This window comes from Archangium gephyra (genome assembly GCF_042230915.1).
GTDB classification, from domain to species: domain Bacteria; phylum Myxococcota; class Myxococcia; order Myxococcales; family Myxococcaceae; genus Archangium; species Archangium gephyra_B.
Window position 1 is genome coordinate 9,075,528 of record NZ_CP102578.1, and the last position, 17,991, is coordinate 9,093,518.

Below are 17,991 nucleotides of genomic sequence, written 5' to 3' on the forward strand. Positions count from 1 at the left end.
AAATCCCTGCTCCAACGAGCATGCCTGCTCGCTTCTTCCCGGCGATCGGCCCAGTCCCCCGCCCCATCCCCCGGGAGGAGAGATGATCCCCGGGCGGTTGGGCTATGCTCCGCGCCCACACTCGCGGTGCATTTCCTCGCCATGCCTCAGTCGCGCTTCCGTCCGTTCTCCGCGCTCCTCGCGTCCCTCACCCTGTTGTCGTGCGCCGGTCCGCGCATCGAGTCGCAGACCCTGCAGCCGCCTCCGCCCGCCGCCAACGGTGGGCGCCCGGTGTCGGATCCGCCGCCCTCGCGCATCGTCATCCACGCCACCATCTTCCGCGAGGCACTCCTCAAGAAGATGGCCGAGAGCCTGCCGCGCACCGGCGAGGGGGATGCACAGCTCTTCGCCGGCCAGACGCTGCACTACACCTGGCAGCGCGAGCCGCTGACGATCAAGTTCGACCGCGGCCGCGTCGTGGTGGGCGTCAAGGTCAACGGCCGCTTCAACATGCTCGGCGACCGGGAGATGCCCATCACCGTCACCATCGCCGGCGAGCCCGTCATGACGGCGGACTTCAAGGCGCTGCTGCAGTCCACCGAGGTGCAGGTGGTGGCCGCCGGCCCGGTGGAGGCCGTCAACCGCTCCATCGAGGGCAAGCTCCAGGAGCTCATCGGCAAGACGCTCGACGAGTTCCGCTTCGACGTGCGCCCGCTGCTCTCCAGCGCCTTCGCCCGGCTCGCCCGCCCCATCGAGATTCCCGTCGGCGGCGACCAGGTGGCCTGCGCCGAGCTGAAGGTGACGAGCCTGGAAGCCGCCCCCACGATGCTCGCCGATGGTTTCGAGAAGGACCTCGGCATCGTCGTGATGCCCTCGGTGACGCTGCCCTGCACCCCGGTGGCGGGCCTCGCCGGCCCCTCCAGCACCGACGGCGGCACCCCGGGCCCGGACGCGGGCGCGCAGACGGCCAGCCCCGCCCCGAACGACGGGGGCACCACCCAGTTCGCCAGCTACACCGCGGGCCCCGCGGGCACGGATGGCGGCACCCCGGGCGCGGACGCGGGCACGCGGACGGCCGTGTACACCACCGGCCCCACCAGCAACGACGGCGGCACCGGAGTGGATGCCGGCATGCCCCCGGCCACGCAGGTGGCCACGCAGGTGACGATGCCCCTGCTGCAGAACGTCTCCACCCTGCCCTCCGGCCCCTTCAAGGTCGTCATCCCCGTGGCCGCCCGCTACGAGGAGCTGTCCAAGGCGCTCGAGGCCTCCATGAAGGGCCGCCTCCATTTCTCCGAGTCGCATCCGGAGCTCTACATGGAGAACCCCCAGGTCTACCCCTCGGATGACACGGTGGTCATCAAGATGAACCTGGGGGGCAACGCCCAGGTGGGCAGCTACTCGGTGCCGATGACGGGGGAGCTCTTCTTCGCCGGCCACCCCCACGTCATCGACAACCAGATCTCCGTGCCCGACCTGGAGATCACCCCGGGCACGGCCAGCGAGCTGCTCAAGCTCAAGTTCGCCCTGGACTACCGCTCCATCCGCGACCAGGCCCGGCAGGCGCTCCGGGTGGACATCTCCGAGCGGCTCGCCGCGGTGAAGGACAAGATGTCCACCGAGATGAGCTTCTCCGAGGACCTGGGCTGCGTGCGCGGCCAGGTGCTGCGCTCGGAGGTGACGGGCATCTACCCCCACCCGAACTTCCTGCGCATCTACGTGCAGGTGGATGCGCAGCTCGGGCTGTACCTGCCCTGCAAGAAATAGCTGCCCTCTGGGCTGGAGTACGCGGTGAGCGCGCCGACGCAGGGGCTAGCGCTCACGGAGCGGCAGCCACGGCTCGGACAGCGCTGCAACGGCATCCACGAAGAACCGGACCTTTGCCGGAAGCTTCAGCCGGCTCGGGTAGACGACGTGGATGGCCCGCCGCATCGCGGGTTTGGGGCCGAAGAGGACCTTCAACCGGCCGTCCCGGACCGCGTCTCGGCAGAGGATGGCCGGGACGCGCGCGATGCCGACCCCGGCGATCGCCGCTTCGCACGCGAACTCGTGGTCATTCACGGTCAGCACCGGATCGATTCGAGACTTCACCCCCTCGGCCTCCCACGTCTCGAACGCACTGAATCCAATGCAGCGCGCGGAGCGCAGCTCCCTGCCGCTCGGCGTGCCGTACTTCGACAGGAAGCGGGGGCTCGCCACGAAATGGACCGGCCCCTCCCCCAGCTTTCTCACCACGAGCGACGAGTCGTCGAGCGGTCCGATGTGAATCGCGACATCCAGCCCTTCTTCGATGAGATGGAGACGGCGGTCCGCCAGCACCAGCTCCACCCGCGCCTGGGGGTAGCGCGCGAGGTACTCCGAAATCACGGGCGTCAGGTAGCGCCGGCCATAGAGCATCGGTGAGGAGACCCGCAGCAGGCCGGCGGGCTCTTCCTGCCGCTGTTGCACCTCGTTGTTCGCCTCGTCGATCTGTGCGGCGATGGCGGCGCAGCGCTCGTAGTACGTCGCTCCGGCTCCGGTGACCCGCAGGCGCCGCGTGGTCCGCTCGAGCAGCCGCACCCCGAGCCGCTCCTCCAGCTTGCTGATGCGCTCGCTGACGGTCTGCTTGGTGATGCCGAGCTGGCGCGCGGCCCGGGTGAAGCTCTCCTCACGAACGACCGCGGCGAAGAGCATCATGTCGGCGGGTGAGATCATGACCGTCAAGCCTAGCCTGACAATGAGTTCGTCTGGAGCCGCATTGTCTGGGGGCCCTGGCAGCCGCATGGTGCCACCTCCCGCCACCTTCAGGAGTGCACACATGAAGCTCTACTTCGCCCCCAGAACCCGGGCCGTCCGTCCCCGATGGCTGCTGGAGGAGCTCGGGGTGCCCTACGAGCTGGTCAGGCTCGATCTCACCCGGCAGGAGAACAACACCCCCGAATACCTGGCGGTGCATCCGCTGGGCGAGCTCCCCGCCTTGGTGGATGGGGAAGTCACGCTGCTCGAGTCCCTGGCCATCTGCCTCTACCTGGCCGACCGGTTCCCGGAGAAGCAGCTGGCGCCGCCGCTGGGTTCCGCGGAGCGCGGCTCCTATTACCACTGGATGGCCTTCGCCGAGATGAGCCTCGATTCCGTGGTGATGGCCTTCTACTGGCACGCGCAGTTGCCCGAGGAGAAGAAGGCCAGCGCGCACGCGAATGAAGAACTCGCGAGGCACGGGACCCGCCTCAAGGCGGTGCTCGACTTCATCGACAGAGGCCTCGGCGGCCGTGAATTCCTGGTGGGAGGGGCGTTCACCGCCGCCGATGTGGTGATGGCCTCCATCCTCCACCTGGCCAACACGCTGAAGCTGCTCGACGGGCATCCGAGGCTGGTGGAGTACACCCGGCGCCACGCGCAACGCCCGGCGGTGCGGAGGGCCGTCTTGGGATGAGGCGAGGGTGGGCTTCGCGTCAAACCGGTGGACAGGCCGTACCTACGGCTTGCGCTTGACGCTCAGCGCAGCCGCGGCCGCCGCCTCGCGCAGCTTGTCCTTCTTGCTCTTGCGCTTGCCCTTCACGCCGCCGTGCGGGTCCTGCGCCGGTGGGGCGAGCTCGGTGGGCTCGAACCCCTCGATGCGCTCGCGCGGAAGGTCGAGGTGGTGGCGGCGCTCGATGAGACGGAAGTGGGCCTCGGTGCTCGCGCTGACGAAGCTGACCGCCATGCCCGGCTGTCCGGCCCGGCCCGTGCGGCCAATGCGATGCACGTAGTCCACCGTGGAACGTGGCAGGTCGTAGTTCACCACCGCGGGCAACTGCGCGATGTCCAGGCCGCGGGCCGCCACGTCCGTCGCGACGAGGACCCTCACGCGCTGGGCCTTGAGGTCCGCGAGCGCCTGGGTGCGCGCGCCCTGGCTCAGCTCGCCGTGCAGGGCCGCCGTGGGGATGGAGGCGCGGTTCAGCTTCAGCGCGAGGTGGTCCGCCCCGTGGCGACTCGCCACGAAGACGAGGACCTGGGGCCACGCGTGGATCTCCAGCAGCCGGCGCAGCAACATCGTGCGCTTGCCGGTGTCCACCTCGATGGCGCGCTGGACGAGGGACGCCGTGGCGGGCAGCGCGGCGGTCTCCACCTGGACCCGGACGGGCTCGCGCAGCAACTGCGTGGCGAGCGCCTGCACTGCCTGTGGGAAGGTGGCGGAGAAGAGCAGGTTCTGCCGGCGAGCGGGCAGCAGCGCGAGCAGGCGCGTCAGCTCGTCGGCGAAGCCCAGCGAGAACAGCCGGTCCGCCTCGTCGAGCACCAGGGTCTCCACCGAGGAGAGCCGCAGGGCATTCTGCTCCACGAGGTCCAACGCGCGCCCCGGGGTGGCCACCACGAGGTCCGCGCCACCGCGCAGCGCCATCATCTGGGGGTTGGCCGAGACGCCGCCGACCGCCAGGCAGCTCTTGAGCGGACTCGGCAGGTAGCGGCCGTAGCGGCCGATGGCCTCGGCAATCTGGGCGGCGAGCTCGCGAGTGGGGACGAGGACGAGGGCGCGCACCTGCCGCGGCGCGCGTCCCGGGCGCACGCTCAGGGAGTGCAGCAGGGGCAGGAGGAACGCCGCGGTCTTCCCGGAGCCCGTCCGGGCCGAGGCCCAGACGTCCCGGCCCTGCAACACCGCCGGGATGGCCTCGCGCTGAACCGGCGTGGGCGCCTCGTAGCCGAGCTCGGCCACGGCCCGGGCGAGCGCCTCCGAGAGGCCGAGCGAAGTGAAGGTCATGGGGGAGGAATACCTCGGGGCGAGGGGCACGAGGGAGGGCGTGCGCCGGGGAGCGATAGTCTACTTGGAGAAGGCCACCGGGGCGGTGTGGCTCAAAGCACCCTGGGGGCCGGGGCTCGCAGTCTTTCTGGGAGCACGAAGGGCCTCCGCTCCCAGACACTGGAGCGTGAGGCCCTCGGCCCGGGATTCGAACCCGGTTGCTTCCGATACCCTCACCCCGTCCCTCTCCCAGGGGGAGAGGGGTTGTTGCGCGGAGTTGTTGGTGAGGGTGACGCGGCTCAGGCGACTTCGAGCGCCTGCTTCAGGTCGTCCACCAGGTCCTGCGCGTCCTCGATGCCCACCGACAGCCGGATGAGCCCATCCGAGATGCCCAGCTGCTCGCGCGTCTCCTTCGGCACCGACGCGTGCGTCATGATCGCCGGGTGCTCGATGAGCGACTCCACGCCACCGAGCGACTCGGCGCACGCGAAGATCTTCACCGTCTTGAGGAACTTGCGCGCCGCCTCCAGCCCGCCCTTGATGTCGAAGGTCATCATGCCGCCGAAGCCCTTCATCTGCTTACGGGCCAGCGCATGCTGCGGGTGGCTCTCCAGGCCCGGGTAGGTGACCTTCGCCACCTTCGGGTGCGTGGCGAGGTACTGCGCCACCTTCAGCGCGTTCTGCGCGTGGCGCTCCATGCGCACGCCCAGCGTCTTCACGCCGCGCAGCACCAGGAAGCAGTCCATCGGGCCCGGCACGCCGCCCACCGCGTTCTGCAGGAAGTACATCTTCTGCGCCAGCTCCTCATTGCTGGTGCACACGAAGCCGCCCACCACGTCGCTGTGGCCGTTGATGTACTTCGTCGTCGAGTGCGTCACCACGTCGAACCCCAGGTCCATCGGACGCTGGAAGTACGGCGTCATGAACGTGTTGTCGCACACCGAGAGGATGTTCCGCTTCTTCGCCGTCTCCGCGATGCGCGGCAGATCGATCAGCTTGAGCATCGGGTTGGTGGGCGACTCCACCCAGACCATCTTCGTCTTGGGCGTGATGGCCTTCTCGAAGTTGTCCGGGTTGGACAGGTCCACCCAGGAGAAGCTCAGCCCGTGGCGCCGGAAGACCTTGTCGAAGATGCGGAAGGTGCCGCCGTACACGTCATCGGACACCACCACGTGGTCCCCGGCCTCCAGCATGTGCATCAGCATGTCCGTGCCCGCCAGACCCGAGGCGAACGCGAGGCCATGCTTCGCACCCTCGAGCGCCGCCAGACAGTCCTGGAGCGCGTTGCGGGTGGGGTTCTGCGTCCGGCTGTACTCGAAGCCCTTGTGCTCCCCGGGGCCCGCCTGGACGTAGGTGGAGGTCAGGTAGACCGGCGTCATGATGGCGCCCGTCGTGGGATCCGGCTCCTGGCCGGCATGGATGGCGAGGGTATCGAAGCGCATGGCCGGGGGCCTATCACACTCCCCTTCCCCCTGGGAGTGTCCGCCGCGCCCTCCCCCTCGTCCGGAAGACTTGCCCGGCGGCGGGGACTCGGAGAAGAGGGGGCGGCGGTTGTACGGGAGAGGACAGGGCAGTCATGACGCAGGGCACCGAAACGGCGGTGGGGATGTTCGAGAACCGCCTGCGCAAGAACGTGAAGCACTTCCGCAAGTGGGCCAAGGCCCGCGGGCTCACCGCCTTCCGCGTGTACGACCGGGACGTCCCCGAGTACACCTATGCGGTGGACCTCTACGCGGACCGGGTGCACCTGGTGGAGTACCCCCGCCGCCGCGCCCTCAAGAGCCTGGAGGAGCAACGCGCCGAGGTGCTCGCCGCCGTGACGGCCGTCCTGGAGGTGCCCCCCGAGCGCATCCACGTGAAGACCCACCTGCCCCAGCCCTGGGGCCGCTCGCAGTACGGCCGGGTGGGCGAGGGCACCGAGCGCCTCGTGGTGGAGGAGCAGGGCCTGAAGTTCTGGGTGAACCTCGGCGACTACCTCGACACCGGCCTCTTCATGGACCACCGGCTCACGCGCGCCCGCGTCCGTGACGAGGCCAAGGGCAGGAGCTTCCTCAACCTCTTCTGCTACACGGGCGCTTTCACCGTGTACGCCGCCGCGGGCGGGGCCTCGCGCACCCTCAGCGTGGACCTCTCCAACACCTACCTCGACTGGGCCGAGGAGAACCTCGCGCTCAACGGGCTGTCGGACACGCGCCACACCCTGCTGCGCGCCGATGCCATGGCCTGGGTGCAGGACCAGCGCCACGAGCCCGAGCAGACCTTCGACCTGGTGGTGTGTGACCCGCCCTCCTTCTCCACCTCGAAGAAGATGCAGGGCTCCTTCAACGTGCAGCGCGACCACGTGCGCCTGCTGGAGGGCATCCGCGAGCTGCTGTCCCCCGGCGGCGTCCTCTACTTCTCCACCAACTTCCTCGGCTTCGAGCTGAAGGACTCCGCCCTCCGCGGCTACGAGGGCGTGGAGGAGCTCACGCCCGGCTCCATCCCCGAGGACTTCCAGCGCCAGGAGATCCACCGCTGCTGGCGCATGGTGGCGCCTCGCGCCTCGGGCCGCTGAGCCCCGGGCTCAGATGCGGCAGACCCCCTCCACGCAGCGCTCGCCCGAGGGGCAGTCGCAGTTGACGGCGCACGTCTTGCCGCTGCCCGGGGTGGACGAGGGCATGCAGTAGCCAATCTTGCAGACGGAGCCGCTGGGGCACGCGGTGCTGGAGGTGCACGGCGGGCGGCACGCGCCGTCCACGCAGTCGGTGCCGCTGGCGCACTGCGCCGCGCTGGTGCACGCGGGAGACGGACGCGGGCGGCACAGACCACTCGAGCACGTCTCCGTGGAGGCGCACTGCGAGTCGTAGGAGCAGCCGCGGACACAGGCGCCGTTGATGCAGTAGCTGCCCGAGGCACAGTCGGTGTTGCGCACGCAGCTGCCCGGCGTGCCCGCGTCGGACGGAGGCGGCGGCATCGGGCAGGGAGTGCCTCCATCGGCCGGAGCCGGCGGAGGCCGGGTGCCGCCATCGCCCGTCCTCGCGCGGCAGTAGTAACCATCGCAGTAGCCGCCCCGGCCGCAGTCCGAGTCGCGCGAGCAGGCGTGGTTGCACACGCCGTTGACGCACGTGTCCCCGGAGGCGCAGTCCTTCGAGCTGGTGCAGGACTGGGAGTCCAGCGGGAGGTCCTCGCACATGCCGCGCATGCAGTACTGGGTGGAGTGACAGTCGGAGTCGTAGGAGCAGGAGTGGTACTCCTCCTCGCACCACTCTCCGTGCTCACCCCGGTAGTCCGTGATGATGCATCCGGAGACGAGGCCCGTGATGAGCGCGAGCAGCGTGGGCAGCAGGGAAGTTCCGCGGGGGAGGACGTTCGGCATGGAGCACTCCGTGAGGACGGACGGCCACCTGTCGCGGGGGGTCGCGACGCCTGGCCGCTGGTGCCCGGCAAATTGGGCAAGAATTTTCCCAGCACCATGGGCGGACGGGCCCCGCGACTCCTTCTGGACGTCCGGAGATTCCGCTCTGTCGTTCAGCGGGTACTTCCCTCCCCCGCTCGTCCAGTTGCCCCGGGTGGGCTAGATCGGAGCCATGCTCTCCGCCTTCTCCGTGCTCGCCCTGCTGCTCTCAGCGGATGGGAATCAGGACTCGAAGCAGGGGTCCCCCGCCACCCCGGTCGAGGTCACCGCGCTCGCCGTCGACGTGGACTTCGTCTGCCGCTCCCCGAGCACCCAGAGCCTCATCCTCCCCCCCAAGGCCCAGGTCCAGCTCGACGTCCCCAAGGACTGCCCCGATGCCCGGGCCGACTGGCGCCTCTCCGTCGACTGCGGCCCCCAGAGCTGCTCGGGTGAGATCCGCGCCCGCGACGGCGCCATCGCCCGGCTCGAGGGCTCCCGGAAGCTGCTCACCGTGAAGCCCGTCTCCTCGCAGCACCCGCCCACCCTGGACTTCATCGCCGTTCGCATCACCGGCCAGCACTCGCTCAAGCTGGACACGCCCGCCGAGCACCAGCCCCCCGTGCAGCTGCTTCTCCAGGTCCCCGCCGTCACCGGCGTCTATACGCTCTCGCCCTCGGAGCCGGAGCCAATCGCGGTGGATTTCGAGCACCGCGGCAAGCGGCTGACCCTGTTCGCCCGCGCCTCACGCACCGATGCCACACACGTCCGCCTTCAGCTCTGGAACGCCCGGAAGGAGCTGCTCCTTGATGCGACCCTGGAGATGGACAAGCCCCGTGAGCTCGACTGTCAGCGGCTGGAGAGTATCTGCGAGGGGGCCATGAAGTTCTGGGTCCGCGAGTACCAGCGCGTCCTCTGAGGCACGGGCAGCAGGGACGGTGACGGGCACCCTCTCCCCGTCCCTCTCCCGGAGGGCGAGGGGAGATCTGCGCCCGTGTTCCGAGGGGATATCTGCGCCCGAGACGGACACCCTCACCCTGTCCCTCTCCCAGAGGGAGAGGGGATGTTTTCAGCGCCCGTCTTCCTCGGTGAACTCCGCGTCGGCTTCGTCCCCAGGCTTCCGCTCGATGCGTGGCCGGGAGGCTCGGGGCACGTGGGGCTGTTCTCCGGAGGGCGCTCCGAACGGCCCTCCGGGGAACGGACCCGACTGGAAGGTGGTCACGCGCAGCGTTCCCGCCGCCATGCGGCGCTCCAGCCTCCGGCGTACCACTGCCGCCACCAGCTTCCGCGTCGGAGGGAACAGCAGGAAGAGTCCGACGACATCGGTGAGCACCCCCGGCGACACCAGCAGCACCCCGCCCACCAGGACGAGCACCCCACCCACCAGGCCCTCCTCGGGCATACGGCCCTGGGCGAGCGACTCCTGCCAGCGGCGGAGCACCCGCAAGCCCTCCTTCTTGGCCAGCCAGGCACCTACCAGGCCCGTGAACAGCACCCCGCCCACCGTGGGCCAGAAGCCCACCTCGCGGCCAATGGCCAGCAGCAGGTACAGCTCGATGAACGGAACGACCGTGAACGCCAGGAGAAGGTACTTGAACACCCGTCCAACCTAACGCCTGGAGGCCGCCAGTGCCTGGAGGAACGTATGGATTCGGGCCGCGTTGGCGCCCAGGTCGCCCCGCCCCACCCTCGACTTCGAGCGCATGTCCACCCGCGAGCCCCCTCCCTCCTCCGGCCTCACCCGCACCACGAAGTCGTCCCGGAAACGGAAGATGCGCGTCTCGGCGAAGCCCTCCAGCGTGTGCCCCTGCGCGTCCACGTGCGTCACCGTCCATCCGGGCTGCGTCCGCGCCAGCTCCACCGCCCGCGCGAAGACCGCATCCGGTGGCTCGGCCAGCTTCAGCGACTTCAGGTCCGTGTAATACATCCGCACCACGGACTTGAACTCCTCGGGGTAGCCCAGCTCCCTCCCCGCGTTCTCCGGCAGCGTCCGCGCGTGGGTGAAGACGGGCACGTCCTGCAGGTCCGTGCTGATGTCGTTGATGGGCGGCTTGCCTCCACCCGCGAAGGCCGGCGTCAGCACCGCCAACAGCGCCAGCGTCCCGAGCGCCACCGCCACCATCCCCGGCGCCACCTTGCGCCGCACCGCGGAGACGATCCCCGCCACGATGCCCGCCAGGCCCACCAGCGCCGCGCTCGCGAACACGAGCAACGCCTGCTGCCCGGGGACCAGCCCCACCACGGCCAGCAACGGCCCAAGCACGAGCAGCAACACCGCGAACAGCGAGATGCGGACGGACCAGGAGCGGAACATGCCGCAGCCATGCGTCAGCCGCGCCGCGAAATCCAGCCTTTTCAGCCCCCGAGCTGGGTGCTCAGCCAATTCACCAGCAGGTACAGCAGGGTGAAGAAGCCGAGGGCTCCGAAGAAGAACTTCGTCGTCGGCTGGAAGCCCTCGTCCGGCGCGGTGGGCATGGGCATCGCCGAGGCCAGCCCGAGCAGCTCCCCCGCATAGCGCGCGGTGCGCTCGTACTGGTCCGCCACCGCCCCCGCCTCGTGGGTGTTGAGCTCGCGCCCCAACTGCGGATCGAAGAACCGGACCTCGGCCTCCCGGGCCAGCTCCGCCCCCTTGGAGACCACCTCGCGGATGAGCTCGGTCCGGTCCGACAGCGGCACGCGCACCTCGGTGGCCACCCACTGGCCGCCCTCGCGCAGCGGGTGCACCTCCACCGAGCCGTTCTCCAGCTTCCAGGCATGCCCACCGCCTGGCTGGGCCTTCGCCCCCCGGGCTTCCAGGAGGGCCTCCACCCGGGCGCTGTCGAAAGGCGTCCCCGGGACCATGGATTGAAGGAGCAGGTCGTATCTCACGCTGGTTGGAGTATACGCCGCACACGCCATGCCCAAGCCAACCTCAGGACCCCGTCACGATCGCCGCCCCGGTGGCCCCCCCGGCCGCAACCGCCCTCCGCAGCGCCCGGAGAAGCCCGCCCCGGACCGGACCACTCCGGACATCGGCCAGGACGGACTGCCCCAGGTCTCGCTCATCCGCCGGGGTGTCGAGCGCTGGCAGGGCGGCCACCCGTGGATCTACCGCGCCGACCTCAACGGTGACCCCGCCCTCCAGGGCGGCGAGGTGGTGCGCGTCGTCGACGCCCGCGGCTGGTTCCTCGGCAAGGCCTTCTATTCGAAGCAGTCGAAGATCTCCCTGCGCTGGCTCTCCTACGAGGACGTGCCGGTGGACACCGACTTCTTCCGCCAGCGCCTGGCCCTCGCCGACGCGATGCGCCGCCGCGCCCTGCCCGGAGAGACCACCTACCGCGTGGTGCACGGCGAGGCGGACCTGCTGCCCGGCCTCGTGATCGACCGCTACGGCGACTGCCTGAGCGTGCAGTTCCTCATCCCCGCCACCGAGCAGCGCAAGCAGCTCATCACCGACCTGCTGGTGGAGCTGTTCAAGCCCCGCGCCATCGTCAACCGCTCGGACGTGGGCGTGCGCGCGCTGGAAGGCCTGCCCCTGGAGAAGGGCGTGCTCTACGGCACCCTGCCCGGACCGGTCGCCTATGACGAGGGGCTCGTGCGCGTGCGCGCGGACCTGCTCGAGGGCCAGAAGACGGGCGCCTTCCTGGACCAGCGGGAGAACCACGTCGTGGCCTCGCAGTACGCCTTTGGCGAGGCGCTCGACTGCTTCTCGTACGTGGGCGGCTTCGCGCTGCAGCTCGCCACGCGGGCCGAGAAGGTCACCGCGGTGGAGATCTCCGAGCAGGCGGCGGCCCAGCTGCGCGAGAACGCGGCGTCCAACAAGCTGCCCAACGTGGACGTGGTGGTGGCCAACGCCTTCGACTTCCTGCGCGACGCGGTGGACGACGGCCGGCGCTTCGACACCATCGTCCTGGACCCGCCGTCCTTCGCGAAGAACAAGGACGCCATCGAGGGCGCCCTGCGCGGGTACAAGGAGATCAACCTGCGCGCCATGCAGCTGCTGCGGCCCGGCGGCTACCTCATCTCCGCGAGCTGCACGTACCACATCGACGAGCAGGGCTTCGAGGACATGCTGGCCTCGGCGGCGGCGGACGCGAAGCGGCGGGTGCAGATCATCGAGAAGCGCGGGGCGGGCAAGGACCACCCGGTGCTGCTCAGCCTGCGCGAGACGCGCTACCTGAAGTGTTTCGTGCTCCGCGTGTTGTGAGCCGGCCCGTCCCGGTGGGATGATCCACGGCAGCTGAAGCCATGCGACACCCCAACTGGGACGACGACACAGACGAGGCCCCCGCGGCCCCGGGCTCGCGCGAAGAAGCGCGGGCCCTGCAGGAGCTGCGCGCCATCTACCGGCAGGCGGATGCGGCGTACGCGCCCTTCTCGTGCCCGGCCAGCGGCGAGTGCTGCCAACTCTCCAAGACGAAGCGGCAGCCCTGGCTGTGGTACCCCGAGTGGCTCCTGCTGGCGCGCCACCATCCGCTGCCGCCCCCGAGAGAGGACGGCGGCTGTCCCTACCTGGACGCCGCGGGCAAGCGCTGCACCGTGTACGCGGAGCGCCCCTTCGGCTGCCGCACCTTCTTCTGCGAGCGCATCCGGGGCCCGGCTCGTCAGCCAGCCGACACGGTGAGCGCCCTGCTGCTGCGGCTGGAGCGCGTCTCCCAGCGACTGCTGCCATCGTTGACCGGACCCCGTCAGATCCTCGAGTGGCACGCGGAGGCCTCGCTCCGCGAGGAGGAACCATGAGCCCGATGCCGTGGCGCAACGCCGTCCTGCCCGTCGCCGTTCTCTTCCTGTCCGGATGTGGTGCCGCGGGCGGGGCCGTCAGCGGTGCCGTGTTGAACACCGGCATCGCGCTCGGCGCGTCCGCGATCTCCCGCTCCCAGGGGGGTTGCTACGCCGCGTGCCCCGTGGGGACCACGTGCAACGAGGCCACGGGCTACTGCGATCCCCTCCCCTGCCGGGGCGAGTGCGCCGCCTTCGAGGAGTGCATCGAGGAGAAGCTGGTCTACCAGTGCGTCGCCCGGGGCTCTCGCGATGGGAACATCATCGTCAACCCCGCCGAGCCGCCGGCCTCCGCGTCCACGTCCTCCAAGCCGCGAACCGACGTGCCTCGGGCCGCCAGACTGAGCCCCGACGCGCCGCTGCTCACCCCGGCTCCCTCGGCTGAAGAGAAGCGCACGGCGGAACCCACGCCGTGAGCCGCTGGCTCGTCGCGCCGCAGGAGTTCAAGGGCACCCTCACGGCCGCCGAGGCCGCCGCTGCCCTGGCCGAAGGGTTGCGCCAGAGCGCGCCCGGCGTGGAGCTGGACGTGGCGCCGCTCGCGGACGGCGGGCCAGGCACGGTGGACGCGCTGCTCGCGGGACTGGGCGGCGAGCGCGTGACGTGCACCGTCCAAGGGCCGCTCGGCGCCCCCGTGCGGGCCACCTACGGGCTGCTGGACTCGGGCCGCACGGCGGTCATCGAGATGGCCGCGGCCTCCGGGCTGACCCTGCTCGCACCCGGAGAGAGAGACCCCCGGCGCGCCTCCACCGCTGGCACCGGCGAGCTGATGCGCGCGGCGCTGGAGCGGGGCTGTGAACGGCTCATCCTCGGGCTCGGAGGCAGCGCCACCAATGATGGGGGCACGGGGGCACTCACGGCGCTCGGGTTCCGGTTCCTCGATGCCCAGGGGGCGCCCCTTCCTCCGGGCGGGGCCGCGTTGAAGCGGCTCGCACGGGTGGAGACGCGTGGTCGGCATCCGCGGCTCACCGGGGTGGAGTTGCTGGTGGCCACGGACGTCACCGCGCCACTGCTGGGGCCGGACGGTGCCTCGTACCTCTTCGGGCCGCAGAAGGGCGCGGACGAGGCCGTTGTCGCCGAGTTGGAGTCCGCCCTAGCCCGGCTCGCCGAGGTTGTCGCGCCTGGACTCGCCCAGACACCTGGCGCGGGCGCGGCGGGAGGCTTCGGGTACGGGCTGCTGGCGCTGGCCGGAGGGAAGATCGTCTCCGGGTACGAGTTGGTGGCCCGGACGATGCGGCTGTCCGAACGGCTCGCCGCCGCGCAGGCCGTGCTCACCGGCGAGGGACGCTTCGACCGGCAGACGGCGTTCGGCAAGGGGCCGGGCGCGTTGGCGAAGGAGGCGCGGGCGCTCGGCAAGCACACGGTGATGTTCGCGGGAGCCGTCGCGCCCGGCACGGACAGCGCGCCCTTCGACGAAGTGGTCGAGGTGTCCGCGCTCGCCCCACCCGGTGTCTCTCACGCCGAGGCCCTGCGCCATGCCGGGGCGTGGTGGGCCTCCAGGCGCTCACGCTGACGGAGGCGCCCGGGGCCGCACGGCTACGGCATGTACTTCACCGTGCGCTCCAGCCACGACATGCCGCCGCGCCCGTCACGCGCCACCACCCAGAAGCGCACCTCCTGGGCCTGCGCGTCGCGCGGAGGCGTCCACTCCACCCGGTGCCGCGCCACCCCGCCGCCGAAGTCCGATCCGCCCGTCTGGTTGGGCGAGAAGCTCCCCAGCGTCGTGTGCCACGCCACCTCCCACGCCTCCTGGAGGTTCACCGGCTTCAGCTCGAAGGAGGGCACCACGTACGCCTCCTCGCGCCCGGTGAGGTCCGGCACGTTCACCTCGAAGGGCCCCGGGCCAGACAGCTCGCGCGGTACGCCCGCCACCCACGGCTCGCCCTCCAGCAACAGGTCCGGCAGCTGCGGCTGCTCGTTGGGCTTCATCTCCGGGAAGAAGCGGCAGCCGTACACCATCAGCTTCTGCGCGTAGACCTGCTCGCCACCGCCGCGCACCCAGAGCACCAGCGGCATCCGCACGCCGCCCAGGCCGTTGTAGAGGTCCTTCTCCAGAATCCGCTGCACCAGGAAGGTACCGTCCCCCAGCCGCGACGTGCCAGGCCCCGGGAACAGGTCCACCACCAGCTCGCCGCCCTTCGTCACCCCGCGCGCCAGCTCCACGCGGTCCTCGCGGCAGGTGTCGTCATCCTGCGAGGCACAGGCCCACAGCGTGTAATCCAGGTCGCGGCCATCTCCGGCGGGGTCCGGGATGAGCGCGGTGAGGCGCACCGGGCGCACCAGCGTGTCGGCGAGCACCGCCGGGTCCGTGGAGCACTCCTCGGCGAGCAGCTCGGGCGGATCCATCCGCATCGCGAGCACGCGCAGGTCCTTCACGTTCGACGGAGTGTCCTCGGGCCCCACACAGGCGGCGCACAGCAGCAGGCCCAGCAGGGCGGACAGGTGGCGCATGACTCAGAAGCTCCCCTTGACGCCGACGACCGGGAGGATCGGGATGCCAGGCACCTCGAACAGCTCGCGGTAGCGGTAGTCGTAGAAGGTCGCCTCCACGTTGGAGGCGTTGTAGACGTTCTGCACGTCGATGTAGGCGTTGAGGGTCCAGCTCTGGAAGATCCAGTTCTTGTCCAGGCGCAGGTCCAACTGGTGGAAGGGCTGGAAGCGGATGGAGTTGGACGGGCCGAAGGTGCCGGAGAAGTTGTTCCGGTCCACGTCGTAGCGGTCGAACGTGTGCTGCAGCGGCGTGGTGGGCCGGCCGGTGACGTAGCGCATGCGCGCGCCCAGCTCGAAGCCGTACGGCAGCCGGTAGCTGGCCACCGCGGTGAGGATGTGCGTCTGGTCCCAGGTCGTCAGCCGGTAGTCGTCGCCGCCCACGCGCCGCTGCTCGGAGCGGTTGAGGGTGTAGGCCAGCCAGCCGAAGAAGTCGCGCGTCACCGCGTGCCGCAGCATCACCTCCATGCCGTAGGCGCGCCCCAGACCCCGGTTGGAGTACTGGAAGCGCGTGAGCGTGCCGTCCTCGTTGCGCACCGTCTCGCCCGGGGAGACGACCAGATCATAGCGCCGGTTGTAGTAGCCGGTGACGTCCACGCTGATGATGTCGGTGAGCTGCTGCTCCACGCCCACGCTCGACTGGAAGGAGCGCTCGTGGGTGAGGGCCGGGTTGCCCAGCGGCGCCCGCTCCAGGTTGAAGGCCTCCGGCGGCTGGCTGTAGAGGCCCGCGCTGCCCTTGAAGGCCGTCTTCTCCGTGGGCTGCACGCGCACCCAGAGCCGGGGATCATAGGCGAAGCGGTCCTGCCCGTAGATGCGGGCGTAGGTGGCGCGCAGACCGGGCGTCACCGTCACCGGCCCGAGCTTCACATCGAGCTCCGTGTAGAGCGCGCCGTCGAAGGTGTTGGCCACCCGGAAGATGTCCTGCATCTCCACCTTGGGCTCGCCGCCGGGGAAGGCCGGGTACTGGATGCCGCCGAGGAAGGGAATCCGCCCCGAGCCCACCAGGTGCTCGAACCTCACGTCCGCGCCACCGTGCACGGTGAGCCAGGGCAGCACCTCCAGCGCCAGGTCCTCGCGCGCGCCGAGCGACCAGATGCTCGCGTCCAGCTTCGTCTCGCCGAAGCCGAAGCTGCCCAGGTCATAGCCCGCGTACGGGGTGAACACCGAGGTGAAGCGGCCGTTGCGGTACGTCCAGTCACCCTTGACGCGGTGGAAGAGCGTGCGTGCGTCCACGGTGACGTCGCGGTTGCGCCCGCCACCCGAGGCCACCACGCTGAGCAGGTCATCCGAGCCGAACGCCATCACGTACCCGGTATGGCGCCCGCCGGGACCGGGCTCGCTGCCCCGCTTCGCGCCGAAGTCCACGCGCACCTGGTAGTCCCAGTAGCGCGGCAGCACGAGCAGCGTGCCGCCCTCGGGGTCGTCGGGCAGCACCAGCGGCAGGAGCACGTCCACGTACGAGCGGCGCGCGGCACCGGCGACGGAGATGCCCTCGGTGACGGGGGCCTCGAGGAAGAAGCCCGAGTCCAGCAGGTCCACCTTCACCGAGCCGTGCAGCGTGTCGGTGGAGCCCTTGCGCGTGGCCACGTCCACCGCGCCACCCACGGCCCGGCCGTAGCGCGAGCCGAAGCCACCCGGGAAGAAGTCCACGCGGTCGATGAACTCGGCGTTGAGCACCGAGGGCCCACCGCCCAGGTGGTAGAGGAGCGGCACCTCCACGCCATCGAAGAAGGTGAGCGTCTGGTCCGGCGCGGCCCCGCGCACGATGAGCTGGCCGGAGATGGCGGGCGCACGCGCCACGCCGGGCAGGTTCTGAATCACGCGGATGGGGTCACCGAAGGAGCCCGGCACCTTCTGCAGCTCCTGGCGCTCCAGGGTGCGGCGCACCACCTCCTTCTTCTCGCGAGCGCCGCGCACCACCGTCTCGTAACCCGGGGCCTTGGGCATCAGGTAGAAGATGACTTCCGTCGTCTCGTTGGGAGCGAGCTGCTCCTTGGTGGTGAAGAGGTGGAAGTCGTTGGCCACCACGCGCACGTCGCAGGTGCCGGGCGTCACCTTCAGGGTGAAGCGGCCGTCCTCGTCCGAGAGCGCCTCGGGGGCCGCGGGGTCATCTCCGCAGCGCACCGTGGCGCCGCCCACGCGCGAGCGGCTGCCACGCGCCAGGAGCTGGCCGGTGAGGGTGGCCTCGGGGGGAGGCGGCGGCGGGGCGGACTCCTCCACCTTCGGCGGCTGGAGGACGAAGTTGTAGACGTACTGGATTTGAATGGGGGCCGGCGCGCCATCCACCTCGGCCGGGGAGAACTGGAACTGCCGCACCGCCGCGAGCGCCGCCTCGTCGAAGCCGTCGCCCACCGGCGTCACCACCTGCGCGTCGGACACCTGGCCCTTCTCGTCGATGGTGACGAGCATCTCCACCGAGGCCGTCTTACCGGCCGCGGCGGCCTCGGGCGGATAGACGGCTTCCACGAAGCGGACGAGCTCGGGGGCCTTCGTCAGCACCGGGGTATGAACACCGGCGTCCACCTCCTCGCGGCGTGCGCCGTCATAGGCCTGGGCCCACGCCTGCGCGGAGGAAAGGGAGAGGACGGCGAGCAGCAACCAGAGGACGGAGCGATTCGAGGCCACGGTGGGGGGCATTTAAGGGGGACTTCCTTGCCGGACAACCAGGAATTCTACTGGCATTCGCCGTGGAGACGGTTGTCCCCCT

At 70.3% G+C, this 17,991-nt stretch carries 17 protein-coding genes; 8 read left to right on the plus strand and 9 right to left on the minus strand.

What is annotated here, in order from left to right; all coding sequences use genetic code 11:
* Positions 1-141 precede the first annotated feature (141 nt).
* Positions 142-1,746, plus strand: a complete 1,605-nt coding sequence (locus NR798_RS35620; RefSeq protein WP_375767000.1) for a DUF4403 family protein — start codon at positions 142-144, stop codon at positions 1,744-1,746.
* Positions 1,747-1,791: 45 nt separating this feature from the next.
* On the opposite strand, the gene NR798_RS35625 is transcribed toward NR798_RS35620, so the two are convergent.
* The gene (locus NR798_RS35625; protein WP_375767001.1) at positions 1,792-2,673 is read right to left on the minus strand and encodes a LysR family transcriptional regulator; all 882 of its coding nucleotides are present in this window, start codon (positions 2,671-2,673) and stop codon (positions 1,792-1,794) included.
* 103 nt (positions 2,674-2,776) lie between these two features.
* Between NR798_RS35625 and NR798_RS35630 the strand changes: the two genes are divergently transcribed.
* Entirely contained in the window at positions 2,777-3,391 is a 615-nt protein-coding gene (locus tag NR798_RS35630) for a glutathione S-transferase family protein (protein WP_375767002.1), read from the plus strand.
* Between the two features lie 42 nt (positions 3,392-3,433).
* On the opposite strand, the gene NR798_RS35635 is transcribed toward NR798_RS35630, so the two are convergent.
* Both NR798_RS35635 and NR798_RS35640 read right to left on the minus strand, forming a co-directional pair.
* Positions 3,434-4,693 (minus strand): DEAD/DEAH box helicase, encoded by a 1,260-nt coding sequence (locus NR798_RS35635; RefSeq protein ID WP_375767003.1) that lies wholly within the window; start codon positions 4,691-4,693, stop codon positions 3,434-3,436.
* A 278-nt stretch (positions 4,694-4,971) separates the two neighbouring features.
* Positions 4,972-6,114 (minus strand): cystathionine gamma-synthase, encoded by a 1,143-nt coding sequence (locus tag NR798_RS35640; protein ID WP_375767004.1) that lies wholly within the window; start codon positions 6,112-6,114, stop codon positions 4,972-4,974.
* 134 nt (positions 6,115-6,248) lie between these two features.
* Here NR798_RS35640 and NR798_RS35645 point away from each other — a divergent pair, with 134 nt between their 5' ends.
* On the plus strand, positions 6,249-7,226 hold the full coding sequence (locus NR798_RS35645) for a class I SAM-dependent methyltransferase (RefSeq protein ID WP_375767005.1): 978 nt from the start codon (positions 6,249-6,251) through the stop codon (positions 7,224-7,226).
* A gap of 9 nt (positions 7,227-7,235) precedes the next feature.
* Here NR798_RS35645 and NR798_RS35650 read toward each other — a convergent pair whose 3' ends face one another.
* The gene (locus NR798_RS35650) at positions 7,236-8,027 is read right to left on the minus strand and encodes a Dickkopf N-terminal cysteine-rich domain-containing protein (RefSeq protein WP_375767006.1); all 792 of its coding nucleotides are present in this window, start codon (positions 8,025-8,027) and stop codon (positions 7,236-7,238) included.
* A gap of 211 nt (positions 8,028-8,238) precedes the next feature.
* On the opposite strand from NR798_RS35650, the gene NR798_RS35655 reads away from it, so the two are divergent.
* The gene (locus NR798_RS35655) at positions 8,239-8,961 is read left to right on the plus strand and encodes a hypothetical protein (protein ID WP_375767007.1); all 723 of its coding nucleotides are present in this window, start codon (positions 8,239-8,241) and stop codon (positions 8,959-8,961) included.
* A 150-nt stretch (positions 8,962-9,111) separates the two neighbouring features.
* Here the strand turns inward: NR798_RS35655 and NR798_RS35660 are convergent, their stop codons facing one another.
* From NR798_RS35660 to NR798_RS35670, 3 genes are read right to left on the minus strand one after another with little or no spacing between them, the layout of a single operon-like run.
* Positions 9,112-9,642, minus strand: coding sequence for an FxsA family protein (locus tag NR798_RS35660; protein ID WP_375767008.1), 531 nt, complete (start codon positions 9,640-9,642; stop codon positions 9,112-9,114).
* Positions 9,643-9,651: 9 nt separating this feature from the next.
* The gene (locus NR798_RS35665) at positions 9,652-10,356 is read right to left on the minus strand and encodes a DUF1499 domain-containing protein (protein WP_375767009.1); all 705 of its coding nucleotides are present in this window, start codon (positions 10,354-10,356) and stop codon (positions 9,652-9,654) included.
* A gap of 41 nt (positions 10,357-10,397) precedes the next feature.
* Positions 10,398-10,910, minus strand: coding sequence for a hypothetical protein (locus NR798_RS35670; RefSeq protein ID WP_375767010.1), 513 nt, complete (start codon positions 10,908-10,910; stop codon positions 10,398-10,400).
* Between the two features lie 28 nt (positions 10,911-10,938).
* Between NR798_RS35670 and NR798_RS35675 the strand changes: the two genes are divergently transcribed.
* From NR798_RS35675 to NR798_RS35690, 4 genes are read left to right on the plus strand one after another with little or no spacing between them, the layout of a single operon-like run.
* Positions 10,939-12,228 carry a class I SAM-dependent rRNA methyltransferase gene (locus NR798_RS35675; protein ID WP_375767011.1) on the plus strand — a complete coding sequence of 430 codons (1,290 nt, stop codon included), beginning with the start codon at positions 10,939-10,941 and terminating at the stop codon, positions 12,226-12,228.
* A 41-nt stretch (positions 12,229-12,269) separates the two neighbouring features.
* The gene (locus NR798_RS35680) at positions 12,270-12,761 is read left to right on the plus strand and encodes a YkgJ family cysteine cluster protein (RefSeq protein WP_375767012.1); all 492 of its coding nucleotides are present in this window, start codon (positions 12,270-12,272) and stop codon (positions 12,759-12,761) included.
* On the plus strand, positions 12,758-13,216 hold the full coding sequence (locus tag NR798_RS35685; RefSeq protein ID WP_375767013.1) for a hypothetical protein: 459 nt from the start codon (positions 12,758-12,760) through the stop codon (positions 13,214-13,216). Before NR798_RS35680 ends, NR798_RS35685 begins: the two co-directional genes overlap by 4 nt.
* Positions 13,213-14,310: a glycerate kinase gene (locus NR798_RS35690; protein ID WP_375767014.1), complete on the plus strand. Its 1,098-nt coding sequence runs from the start codon at positions 13,213-13,215 to the stop codon at positions 14,308-14,310. Before NR798_RS35685 ends, NR798_RS35690 begins: the two co-directional genes overlap by 4 nt.
* 23 nt (positions 14,311-14,333) lie before the next feature.
* Here NR798_RS35690 and NR798_RS35695 read toward each other — a convergent pair whose 3' ends face one another.
* A complete protein-coding gene (locus NR798_RS35695; protein WP_375767015.1) occupies positions 14,334-15,248 on the minus strand; it encodes a hypothetical protein in 915 nt (304 codons plus the stop codon).
* A gap of 3 nt (positions 15,249-15,251) precedes the next feature.
* The gene (locus NR798_RS35700) at positions 15,252-17,921 is read right to left on the minus strand and encodes a TonB family protein (protein WP_375767016.1); all 2,670 of its coding nucleotides are present in this window, start codon (positions 17,919-17,921) and stop codon (positions 15,252-15,254) included.
* Positions 17,922-17,991: the final 70 nt, after the last annotated feature.

Bases quoted from the DNA above. Each gene is read 5' to 3' on its own strand.
- NR798_RS35650 (WP_375767006.1), bottom strand. From the start codon at position 8,027: ATGCCGAACGTCCTCCCCCGCGGAACTTCCCTGCTGCCCACGCTGCTC.
- NR798_RS35680 (WP_375767012.1), top strand. From the start codon at position 12,270: ATGCGACACCCCAACTGGGACGACGACACAGACGAGGCCCCCGCGGCC.
- NR798_RS35665 (WP_375767009.1), bottom strand. From the start codon at position 10,356: ATGTTCCGCTCCTGGTCCGTCCGCATCTCGCTGTTCGCGGTGTTGCTG.
- NR798_RS35640 (WP_375767004.1), bottom strand. From the start codon at position 6,114: ATGCGCTTCGATACCCTCGCCATCCATGCCGGCCAGGAGCCGGATCCC.
- NR798_RS35635 (WP_375767003.1), bottom strand. From the start codon at position 4,693: ATGACCTTCACTTCGCTCGGCCTCTCGGAGGCGCTCGCCCGGGCCGTG.
- NR798_RS35700 (WP_375767016.1), bottom strand. From the start codon at position 17,921: ATGCCCCCCACCGTGGCCTCGAATCGCTCCGTCCTCTGGTTGCTGCTC.
- NR798_RS35630 (WP_375767002.1), top strand. From the start codon at position 2,777: ATGAAGCTCTACTTCGCCCCCAGAACCCGGGCCGTCCGTCCCCGATGG.
- NR798_RS35625 (WP_375767001.1), bottom strand. From the start codon at position 2,673: ATGATCTCACCCGCCGACATGATGCTCTTCGCCGCGGTCGTTCGTGAG.
- NR798_RS35655 (WP_375767007.1), top strand. From the start codon at position 8,239: ATGCTCTCCGCCTTCTCCGTGCTCGCCCTGCTGCTCTCAGCGGATGGG.
- NR798_RS35645 (WP_375767005.1), top strand. From the start codon at position 6,249: ATGACGCAGGGCACCGAAACGGCGGTGGGGATGTTCGAGAACCGCCTG.
- NR798_RS35695 (WP_375767015.1), bottom strand. From the start codon at position 15,248: ATGCGCCACCTGTCCGCCCTGCTGGGCCTGCTGCTGTGCGCCGCCTGT.
- NR798_RS35685 (WP_375767013.1), top strand. From the start codon at position 12,758: ATGAGCCCGATGCCGTGGCGCAACGCCGTCCTGCCCGTCGCCGTTCTC.
- NR798_RS35620 (WP_375767000.1), top strand. From the start codon at position 142: ATGCCTCAGTCGCGCTTCCGTCCGTTCTCCGCGCTCCTCGCGTCCCTC.
- NR798_RS35675 (WP_375767011.1), top strand. From the start codon at position 10,939: ATGCCCAAGCCAACCTCAGGACCCCGTCACGATCGCCGCCCCGGTGGC.